13 protein-coding genes are annotated in these 14,764 nt (G+C 45.4%); 2 read left to right on the top strand and 11 right to left on the bottom strand.

Annotation, left to right across the window (positions count from 1 at the left end; translation table 11 throughout):
• Window position 1: 1 nt before the first annotated feature.
• Both MHI48_RS18765 and MHI48_RS18770 read left to right on the top strand, forming a co-directional pair.
• The gene (locus MHI48_RS18765) at window positions 2-733 is read left to right on the top strand and encodes an RluA family pseudouridine synthase (RefSeq protein ID WP_036672914.1); all 732 of its coding nucleotides are present in this window, start codon (window positions 2-4) and stop codon (window positions 731-733) included.
• A gap of 193 nt (window positions 734-926) precedes the next feature.
• Entirely contained in the window at window positions 927-1,271 is a 345-nt protein-coding gene (locus MHI48_RS18770) for an MGMT family protein (protein WP_036613313.1), read from the top strand.
• Between the two features lie 105 nt (window positions 1,272-1,376).
• Here MHI48_RS18770 and MHI48_RS18775 read toward each other — a convergent pair whose 3' ends face one another.
• From MHI48_RS18775 to purT, 11 genes are all read right to left on the bottom strand, one after another.
• Window positions 1,377-2,888 carry a DHA2 family efflux MFS transporter permease subunit gene (locus MHI48_RS18775; RefSeq protein WP_100527271.1) on the bottom strand — a complete coding sequence of 504 codons (1,512 nt, stop codon included), beginning with the start codon at window positions 2,886-2,888 and terminating at the stop codon, window positions 1,377-1,379.
• Window positions 2,885-3,331: a MarR family winged helix-turn-helix transcriptional regulator gene (locus tag MHI48_RS18780; protein WP_036613308.1), complete on the bottom strand. Its 447-nt coding sequence runs from the start codon at window positions 3,329-3,331 to the stop codon at window positions 2,885-2,887. The genes MHI48_RS18775 and MHI48_RS18780 overlap by 4 nt, the downstream gene beginning before the upstream one ends.
• Window positions 3,332-3,606: 275 nt before the next feature.
• Complete coding sequence (locus MHI48_RS18785) at window positions 3,607-4,047, bottom strand: MarR family winged helix-turn-helix transcriptional regulator (protein ID WP_036613306.1); 441 nt, start codon at window positions 4,045-4,047, stop codon at window positions 3,607-3,609.
• A 228-nt stretch (window positions 4,048-4,275) separates the two neighbouring features.
• Window positions 4,276-6,738, bottom strand: coding sequence for a DNA gyrase subunit A (gyrA, locus tag MHI48_RS18790; RefSeq protein ID WP_036613303.1), 2,463 nt, complete (start codon window positions 6,736-6,738; stop codon window positions 4,276-4,278).
• Window positions 6,739-6,750: 12 nt separating this feature from the next.
• Window positions 6,751-8,730: a DNA topoisomerase IV subunit B gene (gene parE / locus MHI48_RS18795; RefSeq protein ID WP_036613300.1), complete on the bottom strand. Its 1,980-nt coding sequence runs from the start codon at window positions 8,728-8,730 to the stop codon at window positions 6,751-6,753.
• 76 nt (window positions 8,731-8,806) lie between these two features.
• Window positions 8,807-9,796: an ABC transporter permease gene (locus MHI48_RS18800; protein ID WP_036613298.1), complete on the bottom strand. Its 990-nt coding sequence runs from the start codon at window positions 9,794-9,796 to the stop codon at window positions 8,807-8,809.
• On the bottom strand, window positions 9,789-10,754 hold the full coding sequence (locus tag MHI48_RS18805; protein WP_036613296.1) for an ABC transporter ATP-binding protein: 966 nt from the start codon (window positions 10,752-10,754) through the stop codon (window positions 9,789-9,791). The genes MHI48_RS18800 and MHI48_RS18805 overlap by 8 nt, the downstream gene beginning before the upstream one ends.
• On the bottom strand, window positions 10,755-11,627 hold the full coding sequence (locus MHI48_RS18810) for a GDSL-type esterase/lipase family protein (RefSeq protein ID WP_405141432.1): 873 nt from the start codon (window positions 11,625-11,627) through the stop codon (window positions 10,755-10,757).
• Between the two features lie 300 nt (window positions 11,628-11,927).
• A complete protein-coding gene (locus tag MHI48_RS18815; protein WP_405141434.1) occupies window positions 11,928-12,743 on the bottom strand; it encodes a CAP domain-containing protein in 816 nt (271 codons plus the stop codon).
• Between the two features lie 259 nt (window positions 12,744-13,002).
• Window positions 13,003-13,461 carry a GNAT family N-acetyltransferase gene (locus tag MHI48_RS18820; protein ID WP_036613284.1) on the bottom strand — a complete coding sequence of 153 codons (459 nt, stop codon included), beginning with the start codon at window positions 13,459-13,461 and terminating at the stop codon, window positions 13,003-13,005.
• Window positions 13,451-14,638: a formate-dependent phosphoribosylglycinamide formyltransferase gene (purT, locus tag MHI48_RS18825; protein WP_036613281.1), complete on the bottom strand. Its 1,188-nt coding sequence runs from the start codon at window positions 14,636-14,638 to the stop codon at window positions 13,451-13,453. The genes MHI48_RS18820 and purT overlap by 11 nt, the downstream gene beginning before the upstream one ends.
• Window positions 14,639-14,764 lie beyond the last annotated feature (126 nt).

Genomic DNA, 14,764 nt, shown 5'->3' on the forward strand with positions numbered 1-14,764 from the left:
CATGTCAGAACATCGGCATGATCACGATGCAATTCCGATTCTGTTCGAAGACAACCATCTGTTAGGCATTACGAAGCCGGTCAATGTACCTACACAGGAAGATTCATCAGGTGATCCGGATTTGCTTACATTGCTTAAGCAGGATCTGAAAGAACGATACAACAAACCTGGCAATGTTTATCTCGGGTTAGTACACCGACTTGATCGTCCTGTTGGAGGGGCAATGATTTTTGCCAAGACTTCTAAAGCAGCTTCGAGATTGTCCGAGACTGTGCGGGGACGTCATTTCCGTAAAATATATGCGGCTGTTGTACACGGCAAGTTGCCTGCACAGCAGGGAACGTTAAAACACACGCTCCTGAAAGATGCACGTACAAATACCGTTACTGTGGTACCTAAAGGTACGGCTGGCGGTAAGGATGCCGTTCTGGATTACCGTGTTATCGGCGAGACAGACCGTTACAGCCTCGTCCATATCGAACTGCACACCGGCAGATCTCATCAGATTCGAGTGCAAATGAAAGAAATCGGCTGCCCTCTGTACGGGGATCAGAAGTACGGCGCAAGCGTGAATAAACCCGGGCAACAGATTGCTCTATGGTCTGCGATTGCTGCTTTTCCTCATCCAGTTACTAAGGAAGAAGTTATTCTGCAATCTTTGCCTGCAAGAGAATTCCCCTGGGCAGAATGGCCAGACGCTGTGTACCAAAAAGCTTTTGGACAATCTCAATAAATACGTGTTCAAAAAGACTGGTTTTCAATACCGATAAGATGGGATCAAAAGCGGTTTTATCGAACAACCTCTATAAGTGCACAGGATCAGGTTACATCTGTCCATACAACGTGTCGTTCAGATTCTGTATCTGAACGACACGTTTTCTTATATTTTCAGCTGTATAACTAAAATACAGAGAGGAGACATCATGATGACCCCGTTTACCAAACAAGTCGTTGCGATCATCGCGGCGATTCCCGAAGGTAAAGTGATGACTTACGGTCAGATTGCAGCCCATGCCGGGAGTCCAAGAGCCGCGAGACAAGTCGTACGTATTCTGCACTCGATGAGCCGCAAGGAACGTCTGCCCTGGCACCGTGTCGTCAATGCAAAAGGAGAAATCTCCATACCGGACGAACACTCGCGCATGATGCAGGAAACAGAACTGATTAGCGAAGGTGTGGAGTTTCAACTGAACGGAACCATTAATCTCAAACAGTTCGGTCATGAGCCCGATCCTGTATTTCTTATCGATCCAACGATCCAGCCCGAATAATAAAGTACTCTCCTCCTATCGCGCACACCAAAAAAAGAGAACTCAGGCAGTTAGGGTTACCCCTTCGACTGTTAGAGTTCTCTTTTTGGTTTTATCTGATATTCGTTATGCTGTAGCCGTCGCTTTTTCCTGTTCTACAGTAACAGGCTCAACAGCTGGTTTTGTTTTCCGAATAAAGAACGCCATGATCAAAGCAACCACGGTCATTCCGGTAGCCACGATGAATGCATAGTTAACGCCGTAAATCGTTGCATCTGCTGTAGCTGCTAACATCGCTGTCTTATTATTAGGGTCAACTTGGCCAGCAGCCACTGCATCCGCCAGATGTGTTTTGAGCTTACTACTCATGATAGTAACCAGAATGGCTGTACCAATCGCACCGGCAACTGTACGCAATGTATTGGACATCGCTGTACCATGCGCGTTCAGACGTTGAGGCAGTTGATTCAGACCTGCTGTCTGGATTGGCATCATCAGCATCGACATACCGAACATACGAGCCGTGTAGATAAACATCATGTAGCCGTAGGTAGTATCGATTGCCAGACGACTCAGTCCAAAAGTTGTAATTGCCGTAATGGCAAGACCTGCAACCGAAAGCCAGCGTGCGCCCACTTTATCAAATATGCGACCTGTAATTGGGGACATAATCCCCATCAATATCGCACCAGGCATCATCAGAAGTCCTGATTCAATTGGTGAGAATCCACGAATGTTTTGCAGGAAAATAGGGAGCAGGATCATACCTGCAAACATCGCCATGGTCACGAGCATATTGATAATCGTTGTTAATGTATACATGTTGTACTTGAAAATACGGAACTCAAGGAGCGGATGATCTGTTGTCAGTTGACGAATAACGAACAGAATCAGGGATATCGCACCTACGACGAGACATCCAATGACAATTGCACTGCCCCATCCATCGGTACCCGCATCACTGAATCCGTAGAGCAAACTACCAAAACCAAGTGTAGATAAAATTACGCCTGGATAATCCAGTTTAGGTCTGGACTGACGTGTTACGTTTTTGACAAAAGCAATACCAATTGCCGTTGCAATAATAGAGAATGGCAAGATGATGTAGAACAACAATCTCCAGGAATAATGCTCAACCACATAACCTGAAAGTGTAGGACCAATCGCAGGAGCCAGAATCATCGCAATCCCCATGGTTCCCATGGCCTGACCGCGTTTCTCGATTGGGAAGATGGTCAGGAATACAACGGTCATCAGAGGCATCAGGATACCTGCACCTGCCGCTTGAATGACACGACCTACCATCAGAATGGTGAAGGTTGGACTAAGACCACAGACTAATGTACCTATGGTAAAGAGAGTCATGGCTGTAATAAAAATTTGACGTGTTGAAAATTTGGCAATCAGATATGCCGTAATCGGAATCAGTACACCGTTCACAAGCATATAACCCGTAGTTAACCATTGGGCTTTGTTTGCATTGATCGCGAGGTCTTCCATGATTTTAGGAAGCGCTACGTTCATCAGGGTTTGGTTCAGGAATGCCACAAAGGCACCAATTAACAATGCCGCTACAATCGGGCCTTTCTTGATGTTGTCCATCGCTGAGGATGGAGCTGCAGCAGTAGTCGTACTCATATGTTGTTCATCTCTCTTCCTTCTAACTTTTCAATCATTTGACTATGAATTCTAAGTAGGTGCTCAAGGTCTTCCTTCGATATATCCAGAATGGGTGACACTCTTTCCATCCACAAATGGTGCGTTTCCTGTTGGGCCTGTTCCCCTTTATCCGTAATCTGAAGCTTAACGGATCGGCGGTCAGCATCCGAACGTGTCCGAACGATATACTCGCCTTTGACGAGCCGCTCCACAACAGCGCTCATGGAACTACTGCCCATATGGCATAGCTCAGCCACTTCATTGATGCCAATGGAAGGACGCTCCCTCAGGATGGATAACACCATAAACTGGATCGAAGTCAGCTCGATCTCCTTGTTTTCATTCCAAAATGCTCGAAAAAGCATTTGATTCACTTGGCGGAACGAATTAATAATATAGAATACTTCATACGTATCAGTCATTGTTTCACCCTTTTACTTTTGGAATATAATATTTCGTACACGAAATATCAGGGGAACAATTATTTATTATAACAAAAATATTTACATAGTCAACTCTTTACATATGAATTCACAAAAATAATATTAGGACATACTAACTGTGTTACATCCATGCCTTTACCCAACTAACCTGGACACAGTGTGTAGCATATGTAATTTGTAAATAAAATAACCATAGGGCTCCTGCATGAAACGAGCAGGCATTCCTATGGTTATTCAGAAGAATCAGCATGGTATCATACCGAAGTAGATAAGGCAGGCTCTTTGGTCTTGGGTGTTGTCATTTTGCCTAACAGATATACCAGCAATTGTTGATTGTGCATCGAAATGTTACTGAGAACAGAGTTCATGAATTCATTACGGATGGTAATTCCCCGCTCTGTCTCCATTCTTCCTTTCTCTGATAGAGATACCCACACAATGCGTCGATCCTGATTATCCCGATTCCTGCGAATCAGATCATTCTTCTCCATTCGATCGAGCAGCATGGTTACAGCAGCTGGCGTAGTTGACAGATAAGGAATCAGATCCGAAGGTTTCATCTTCTGATGGTCTTCAAGTACCTCCAAAACAGCCAGCTGAGCCTCCGTTAATGAGGGTGCCAGCTCTTGATCCATATGCAATTTATAATCTTTGGTCAACCTGGACCAGCACTTGGCAAAATCGGAATTATACATCTTCCATCGCTCCTCTCTGCAACCGGTTATCACTTCACCTGCTTAAGTTTTCGCGCTCCAAAGCCGCATTCCTGCTGCCTTTTTTCAATTTCCTAGCGATCGACCGTAATCGACGAAGGTTGTTAAACTTCGCATGAATGCCCTCTTCTAATCCGCCTTCGAACAACAAAAAAAGACTCCTCGCATGACAGGATTAGCTGTTCTGCGAAAAGTCTCGTTTGTTTGTTTTTATGAAGATGATGCTGGTTGATTCTCATTGAAATCCCTTAGAAGTTCAACGATCTCGTCTTGTTTGTCCACATGAACGATTAGCTTGCCAATATGTTTGCGCTCTGTAATCGGAACACCTTCCGAAGAGATCGGGAACACTTGGCCTTCTTTGGTCATTACAGTGATCTTACGTTGCTCTTTGCAATAAAACGCTCCGACAATACGGCTACCATTCGGTTTCACACGTTTGCCTTCTTTGAACTCAAATGTGGCAAGCCCTTTGCCTCCACGGCTCTGTATAGCGTAATCCAGAAGTAATGATCGTTTACCATATCCCAGATCGGACAACACGGCAACTTCACCTTCATCTCCTTCTACCCATAAAGCCAGTACAACTTCATCTGTATCTCTTAACTGAATACCACGAACACCACCGGATACACGTCCCATTGGATTAACCTCATCCTCTCGGAAACGAATCGCCATGGCTTCTTTTGTAATCAACATAATATCTTGACCACCTGTACTTAAATGTACAGATAACACTTCATCGTCCTTGCCCACTTTACAAGCCGCAACTGCACCGGAACGTTTGGTAACGTAATCCTTCAGCTCCGTTCGTTTCACCTGTCCTCTTCGCGTAACGAAGACCAGACTGTGATTTGGCTCTTCAAAGGATTTTACAGCAAGCACACTTGCAATACGGTCATCTTTCGCAAGAGGAATGACATTCACAATGGCTGTGCCTGGATCTTTCCACTTGAATTCAGGTACCTGGTGAACAGGTAACAGGAAGTACTGACCTTTCCTCGTAAAGACAAGCAAGTTCTCAAGCGTATTTACTTCCAGAACCTGAGCGATATAATCGCCGTCTTTCACACCACTTCCGCTCCGTTCACCACCAGAACGTGTAAAGGACTGCATGCCTGTACGTTTCACATATCCCTCTTTGGATAACGTAACAAATACATCTTCCGCATTCACAAGTACTTCGAGATTAACCTTAAGTTCTTCCACTTCACCCTGGATCGCAGAACGACGGTCTATGCCATATTTCTCACGAATCTCCATCAATTCCTTGCGGATGACTCCGATGAGTTTGCGGTCACTATCCAGAATGGATTGTAATTGTGCAATCTTTTTCATCAGTTCACCGAGTTCCTTCTCCAGAGAATTGATCTCCAGATTCGTCAAACGGTACAATTGCAACGTAAGGATGGAATCTGCTTGGCGTTCCGTGAATCCAAACATCCACATCAGGTTGTTTTGGGCATCCTGACGGTTCTTCGACGCTTTGATGGCCGCAATGACCTCATCAAGGATGTTAAGTGCTTTTACCAAGCCCTCGAGCACATGCGCACGGTCTTGCGCCTTCTCCAGCTCAAACCGGGTACGGAAGGTTACAACCTCCCGCTGATGGGCAATGTAAGCCTCGAGGATCGATTTCAATCCTAATTGATGAGGTGCTTTATTCACAATCGCAACCATATTGAAATTATAGGTGACCTGCAGGTCGGTTTTCTTCAGCAAATAAGCCAAAATACCTTGTGCGTCCGCTTCTTTTTTCAACTCAACCACGATTCGCAGACCTTCACGTCCGCTCTCATCACGCACTTCGGCAATACCTTCAACCTTCTTCTCAAGTCGGATGTTCTCCATCGCTGTAACCAGACGAGATTTCACGACCTGATAAGGAATTTCGGTAATGACGATCTGCTGTTTGCCACCGCGCATGTTTTCAATCTCGGTTTTGGACCGGATATAGATCCGTCCTTTACCTGTGCGATAAGCATCCAGAATGCCGTCACCGCCCATAATCAATCCGCCTGTTGGAAAGTCAGGACCCTTCATAAACATCATGATTTCGTCCAGCTCAATCGACGGTTTCTCCATCACAGCGATCGAAGCATCAATGACTTCACGCAAATTGTGTGGAGGAATCTCCGTTGCAAATCCGGAGGAAATACCGCTGACACCATTAACCAGCAAGTTCGGATAACGGGATGGCAATACAACCGGTTCTTTGGCCGTATTATCAAAATTATCCTTAAACAGAACCGTCCGTTTCTCGATATCGCGAAGCATCTCCATCGCGATGGGCGACAAACGGGCCTCCGTATACCGCATCGCCGCTGCCGGGTCATCATCCTGTGATCCCCAGTTACCATGACCGTCCACGAGCATATGGCCCATTTTCCATGGCTGAGCCATCCGCACCATGCCCTCATAGATGGAGGAGTCACCATGTGGATGATAATTACCCATTACGTCCCCAACGGTTTTGGCAGACTTGCGGTAAGTCTTGTCAGGCGTATTACCTGAATCGTACATGGCGTATAAAATACGCCGTTGTACTGGCTTCAACCCATCCCGGACATCCGGAATGGCTCGATCCTGAATAATATATTTGGAGTAGCGACCGAAACGGTCCCCAACGACCTCTTCGAGAAAGGCCGGCATAAATTGTTCTGATGGACTCATTCCAAGCACCTTCTATTCTTCGTACTCTGTAAAGTCGACGTTCTCTACAATCCAGCGTTTCCGCGGATCAACCTTATCACCCATGAGCGTAGATACACGACGTTCTGCTTTTGCTGCATCAACAATCTGTACCTTCAGCATCGCACGAGTTTCCGGATTCATTGTTGTCTCCCACAGTTGATCCGGATTCATCTCACCAAGACCTTTATAACGTTGAAGCTCAACATTATTACCGAATTCCTTCATATAATTAGCCAGTTCTTCATCCGTCCATGCATATCGAACACTCGCAAGCTTACCAGACTTACGAGTAAGTTTGTACAATGGCGGCTGAGCAATATATACTTTGCCTGCATCAATTAAAGGCTTCATATAACGATAAAAGAAGGTCAACAGCAACACCTGAATATGTGCGCCGTCCGTATCCGCATCGGTCATAATGATAATTTTGGAATAATTGCTGTCTTCAACTGCAAATTCGGTTCCTATGCCCGCCCCGATCGCCGCTGTAATGGCGCGGTATTCTTCATTTTTGAGAATGTCGGCCAGCTTTGATTTTTCCGGATTGAGCGGTTTTCCCTTGAGCGGCAGAATAGCCTGAATCTTCGAGTCACGTCCCTGTTTGGCAGAACCACCTGCGGAATCCCCTTCGACAATAAATAACTCATTTCGGGTAAAATCCTTTGATTGCGCCGGCGTTAGTTTGCCGTTCAGGTTGGAACTTTCGCTACGTTTCTTGCCTGTGCGCATATCATCACGTGCTTTGCGTGCTGCTTCTCTGGCTCTGGAGGCTTGGACCGCTTTGCGAATTAACGTTTGCGCTACCTGCGGGTTTTCTTCCAGGAACCGTTGAATATTCTCGGACACGACCGAATCCACTGCACTTCGAGCGGAAGCGCTGCCGAGCTGATCCTTGGTCTGACCTACGAACTCAACCTCTGACATCTTGACACTGATGACGGCCATCATACCTTCACGCAAATCATTGCCTTCAAGGTTTTTATCTTTTTCCTTGATCATGCTGGTACGGCGCGCGTAGTCATTCATTACACGAGTATACGCAGCCCTGAATCCGGTCTCATGTGTACCGCCACCCCGAGTAGAGATCGAGTTCACGAACGAAGCCAGCGTTTCGGTATAACCCGCGTTATACTGGATTGCCACTTCGACTTCAATGTCATCCTTCTCCGCATAGAAGTGAATAACATCATGCAGCACATCTTTATTTTCGTTAAGAAAAGCAACAAACTGGCTTGCTCCACCTTCATACATGTATTCATCCTGATTGCCCGAACGTTCATCCTTGAGCACAATTCTCAGACCCGAATTCAGAAAAGCAATCTCCTGAAGACGTTCTGCCAATGTATCATAATTAAATTGAATACCGCTCTGGAACACCCGAATATCCGGTTTAAATGTAACTTTTGTACCTGTCCGATTGGTATTGCCTAACACTTCGAGACCGGAGACCGGTTCACCGACATGTTCAATCCCTTTTTTGTCCTTCCAATACTCGAATCGCTGACGATGAATCTTGCCATCACGGAAAATCTCGACTTCAAGCCACTCGGACAATGCGTTAGTAACTGACGCACCTACACCGTGCAAACCGCCTGATTTTTTGTATCCTGATCCACCGAACTTTCCGCCTGCGTGCAAAATCGTAAACACGACCTGGGGAGTAGGAATCCCTGTTTTATGTATACCTGTCGGAATTCCCCTTCCGTTATCCTGAACCGTAATAGAACCGTCCTTATGCAGCGTGATATCGATTTTGGAGCAGAATTTGGCGAGATGTTCGTCGACAGCGTTGTCGACAATTTCCCATACCAAATGATGTAAACCTGAAGTGCTGGTGCTGCCGATGTACATCCCCGGCCGTTTCCGTACCGCTACCAACCCTTCAAGTACTTGAATGTCGTCCGCGTCGTAGCCTGAAGACCCCTGTCCTCCGCCTGTCGAACCTGCCGACATATCGATTTGCTCGACCATTCATGCTCCCCCTTCTTAACTTGCAACTAAAAAAATGCCTAAAATGCAAACAGATGTTTTCTTATCCTTGTCCATTTTAATTCAAGATATCCCGTTTCGTAAAGACAAGGAATGACACAATGAGTGAAGCAATGCCCCAAACACTAAGCACAATAAGGGAAAAACCTAAATTCATACCCTCGATTGGAGGTAACCCGCCAGACAAATAATTCGGAAGTTCGAGGTTAACCATGAACAAATACTTCGCGGTCTGCCAGGACGCTGCCATACTGGTCAAGATTGTTCCTGCAATCAAAGCGGCCATCATGATAACAATACTTGCAGCAGTACTGCGCACAAGCACGGATACCATAAATGCAAGCATAGCCACAATTACACTCACAAACCAGATTAGTCCTGCCTGCATAAGCATATACAGCCACTGGTCTACAGCATGCACTGCCGACATATCGACATCTGTTCCCACAACTTTGAATCCTGTGAAGATTGGCATGTTGAAGCCTTTATAACCAAAGACCGCACCCGATATGACATAACATATAATGTAGGCTGATACCACTATGATCGAAACAAACATAATCAGCGTAATTAATTTACTCAAAAGCACTTTCCAGCGTCTAACCGGACGCGTTAAAAGCATTTTAATCGTACCTGTCGTACGTTCACCAGAAACAAGATCTGAAGCAATAGCCATGATTAACAGTGGAATAAACAATCCAACCGCGTTGTTCATGAACTCCCGCGTAAAGGTGACACCGCCCGGTTCTTTGGGATTGATGTCATTCTCAAGATAATACTGCATCTGCTGGATATATACGGTTCTATATTTTTTGTACTCTTCAGGTACCCGATCGCTACCGAGCGAATTTTGATTGTCTGTGATGGCCTGTTGCAGTTCAAGACGCCAATCGCCGCCAAACTTGTCGCGATTATTCTCCGCAGATTTCATCTGGGCATACGTAAACATCGGTACGAGGACCGCAAGTACAATAAATATAATATAAAGCCGTTTTTTCTTCACCATCTTAATCGTTTCATTGCGGATCAGCGGCATGATATTACTCAATGGATTCACCTTCTGTCATTTTTAAGAATAGTTGCTCAAGCGTAGGCTGAATCCGCTGTACCCCTTCAACCTGTATACCAGCTTGAACCATCTGTTGCACCATATCAGGAATTCGATCTTCGTGCATCTCGGCAACCACAGCGTTGGGACCAAGGCCCGCAACAATGGTATCATCCATCACATCCGCAGGTCGACCTACCAGAGCAATGCCTGCATCCTGCAACATTTTTTTGCCTTGCTCCAGTGGTGAAACATGCCATATAGCCAACTTCGAATGATCTTCAATCAGTTCGCTTACACCTCCAACAGCAAGCACACGCCCAGCACTGATAATGGCTACTCTGTCACAGAGAAGCTGGATCTCACTTAACAAGTGACTGCTGACAAATACAGCCATACCTTCGCTGGCAAGTTGCTTAATAAAGACACGAAGTTCCTTAATCCCTTTTGGATCAAGACCATTTGTCGGTTCATCCAGAATAAGCAGACGCGGTCGCCCAAGCAGCGCTTGTGCAATACCGAGCCGTTGACGCATACCCAATGAGTACGTTCTGACTTTATCGTGAATCCGCTGATCCAGACGCACAATATCTACAACTTCCTGAATTCGTTCATTGTCCACACCTGGTTGCATGCGAGCGAAATGCTCCAGGTTCTCCCACCCTGTCAGATATGTATATACCTCCGGATTTTCAACAATGGAGCCTACATACTTCAAAGCACGCTCAGGGTCCCGATTCACATCATAACCACAGACTTTAATTTTTCCTTCTGTTGGTTTAATCAGATCGACCAGCATCCGTATCGTAGTTGTTTTGCCGGCACCGTTGGGACCGAGAAATCCGAAGATTTCACCAGGTTTTACGTCAAATGTAACGTCCTTAATGATCCATTTGCGTCCGATCCGCTTTTTCAGATTCTGTACGGATAGGACGGAATCATACTGCTGCTCTGCCATTTAATTTCCGCTCCCTTCTGCCGGTGTATCTGCCTGGAATTCCTGTGCAATCCGAACTGCAATTTGCTCATAACCTTGTCCGTTGGGATGGAAATGATCTGACGAGAGATACTCCCCCAGATGATTTTCAAACAAATCGAATGTAGGGACCAGTGTCATCTTGTCCTCATTGTTCAAAATAGCCAGTGCAGCATCGTTCCATGCAGCCACCACTGCATTACCTGGCTTCTCCAGTTCCTTCACATCGCCAAATGGATTGTACAACCCTATGTACGCAATCTGCGCATCGGGATTAATTTCTTTTACTTTCTTCAATATCTCTTGAAGGCGCTTCGACGTTTCCGGCAAAGCCGCTGCCAGCTGCTCTGCTGTTGGCGGATCTTCCCCCTGTAGAACTTGTCCTCCCTGGAACAAATCATTTGCGCCGATCGAGAGCAAGATAAAATTGGATTGTTGTAAGACGTAACGTACGCCTTGCTCATCGAGTTTTCCCAATAAAGCATCTGTTCTCAAACCGTTTACACCCAGATTATTAAGAACCTGAACGTCATATCCTTTATCTTTAAGCAGATTCCCTGCACGTCTCACAAAACCGAGTCCTTCATCATCGCCCGTGCCTCTTGCCAGAGAATCACCGATGACGGCCATCCGAATCTTGCCATCTTCCACGACAGCCGGTTCCCCCTCAATCTCCTTAGATGGAGCAGTTGCCTCCTGGCCTGTAGTTAATGCCGAATCTCCCTCGGGGAAAATCACGTCTTTTATGGCGTAACCAAATCCAAATAACAACAACAAAGTTGCCAAGATGGATACTGTACTGACAGTTCTCCAGATCCAGGGTGCTGAATCCAGGCTTTTTTTCTTTTTCATCATCACATCTCCACTCATGTACACCAGTTCGGGTGCTTTATAATTTTATAATTTATAATGACTTTACATTAAGGCGTGTCTGAAAATCCGATTACTTCGGAGTTTTCAGACACGCCCTGATGATGCTATTCCTAAATAACATAAATGTTCTGTCGTTAATTTGCAAACTTTGGCGCTGCATTCGCAGAATTCATTTTTTATATGTCATTTTACGGAAAAAAGGTTATGCCATACACAGATATGAACTGTGTACTGGCATAACCTTGTGGAAAAGAAAATCATACTTTCTTCATTATAAATCGATTACTTACCGATAAACTCTTGTGCCCAGTATCCGTTGTAGAAACCTACACCGATATGCGTAAAGTTTTTGCTCAGAATATTGGCACGGTGACCTTCACTATTCATCCAAGCTGTAACCACTTCCTGTGGTGTTTTTTGTCCTTGGGCAATGTTCTCACCTGCATAGCTGTAAGTTACTCCGAATTGTTTCATCATATCAAACGGAGAACCATACGTAGGTGACTGGTGATCAAAATAGTTATTGTTACTCATATCTTTTACTTTAGCAACAGCTACTTTGTCCAGAAGTGCATCTGAAGTCAGAGCGTTCAGACCTGATTTAGCACGCTCAGCGTTCACAAGTTTTACAACTTGAGTAGCAAAGTCGGATTGTGTGCTTTCGCTACCATTATTACTTGTATTGTTACCTGTATTACCTGTGTTACCCGTGTTTGAAGGATCTTTAGCCGGTGTAGTTTCCGGTTTTTCTTCTTGAGCTGGTTGTGTTGGTTTAGTCGGTTGCTCAGGCTTAGTTGTAGGCTCAGCAGGTTTTGTTGTTGGTTGAGTTGGTTTTGTTGTCGGCTCAGCAGGTTTCGTCGTTTGATCAGGCTGCGTAGCAGGTTTCTCTACAATTTGCCCCTCGGATACGGTGTATCCATTTTGTTTGAGCCATTTCTCAATGTAAGCTTTCAAGCTGTCTGTGCTTGTAATTTTGTACGTTGTGATAGTCTTATATGTTGAATCTGCAGCAGACGCGGAAGCAGGAAGCATTACCCCTACGGCCAGTACGGCTGTCAGACTACTCGTTACGACAGTTTTCATCCATTTCTTTTTCAAATTCATTCATCTCCTTAAGATTAGTTATTACAACTTTGTAATTAATACTCTAGCAGTATATCAATTCAACAGGAGATTGTGAACCTATAAAATATGGAAAAGTAACTTTTTTGTCATTTTTTAGCCAAAAAAAAAAGACATTCGGACTACAAATGCTAGTCGAATGTCGCTTCACCATCTATTTATCATTCACCACACAAGAATGTGCAGATCAGGATATCATGAGAATTTCCATGCAATAGAAGAAACTTTATTTGTACTATAGAAGAACTTTACTGAACCGATACCCTCTCTTCTGAAAACCAATGTGCTCATAAAAAGAGTACGTTGTTGAAGTCACTTCACGGTTTGCACCCGTGACAAACAGTTGTTTACCACCTTGCTGTCTGCCCCAATCTTCGGCACGAGCCATCAGACGACGGGCAATCCCACCACCACGATGTTCTTGACCTACAATCAGGGAAGTAATTTGTGCGGCAGGTTCTGGATAGGCATGACTTTGCACACATTGCAAGCCAATCACACCAATAATTTGTTCATCCACTTCGGCAACAAGCATGCATGCGTTTGGATTGGTTTCCAAACATTCAATACGTTCTTTCATGACATTGGTTGTTGTCGGATAGCTGACCTCTCGCATCAGTCCCGTTACCGCTTCAGCATCTCGTAGCTCACACTCTCGGATCATCAGTACAGGGGCCTCAACATTATTGGACATGATTTACCTCCACTTTCAGCATATTAGCGGCTTGCACCGCTGTTTTACGAGCTTCTTCCACATCTTGACCAGCACTTAAGGCTACAGCCATTCGGCGTCCTACTTTGGTCTCAGGTTTGCCAAATACACGAATCTGAGTACGAGGAAGAGCCAGTGCTTCTTCAATCCCGCCTACAGTAAAGTCAGATGCTTCATCATTAGCCTTCAGCGTTGCTGAAGCTCCCGGTGTCAACAGATGTACACCTGTGACCGGAAAACCAAGAATTGCACGCACATGCAGCGCAAACTCGGAACTGTCTTGCGTCACCATTGTAACCATACCTGTGTCATGTGGACGAGGAGATACCTCGCTGAACACAACACCATCCGATGTGAGGAACAATTCCACTCCAAACAGTCCATACCCGCCAAGTTCATCTGTGACGGATTTGGCAATATGACAAGCTTGCTGCCATTGCTCAGGAGTCATTGCATGAGGCTGCCAGGATTCGACATAATCCCCATCCTTCTGAATATGGCCAATCGGAGGACAAAATACGGTGCCTGATACAGACCTAACGGTGAGTAATGTAATCTCACTGTCAAATTGCACAAAGCTCTCCACGATAACACGAACGGATTTGCCACGAGCCCCCGAGAGAGCAATGTTCCAGCAATCCTCCACGTCGCCCGGTGTTCGGCATACACTCTGCCCTTTGCCGGAAGAACTCATCAATGGTTTAATGACACAAGGTGTGCCAAGCTCACGTACGGCTTCCTGAAGTTGTTTCAGGTTGTCCGCAAAAAGGTAATCAGCTGTCGGAAGTTTCAATTGTTCGGCTGCAAGCCGACGGATGCCTTCGCGATCCATCGTTAGACGTGCAGCTCGGGCAGTAGGTACTACACAAAATCCCTCTTCCTCAAGCTCCAGTAAAGCTTCTGTTGCAATAGCTTCAATCTCAGGTACGATGTAATGAGGTTTTTCTTTACGGATCAATTGTTTCAAAGCTTCGGCATCCAGCATGTCGATGCAGTAAGACCGGTGCGCGACCTGCATTGCAGGTGCGTTCTCATAACGATCAACAGCGATCGTCTCTACTCCCAGTCGTTGGGCCTCAATAACGACCTCTTTTCCCAATTCTCCACTGCCTAGTAGCAGCATTTTTTTGGCTTGAGCCGTAAAAGGAGCACCCCACATGTTCTTTCCAATCCTCCCAAAGAGAAATCTTCTATATCTGTCTCTCTATTTTCGGGGTTTTGGTTAAAGATTGCAAGAGTGCTCCCTATTTTTCTTGTGAATTCTACAAGATTTTTTGTGTTTTTT

Source organism: Paenibacillus sp. FSL H7-0942 (assembly GCF_045040715.1).
Lineage (GTDB): Bacteria > Bacillota > Bacilli > Paenibacillales > Paenibacillaceae > Paenibacillus > Paenibacillus amylolyticus.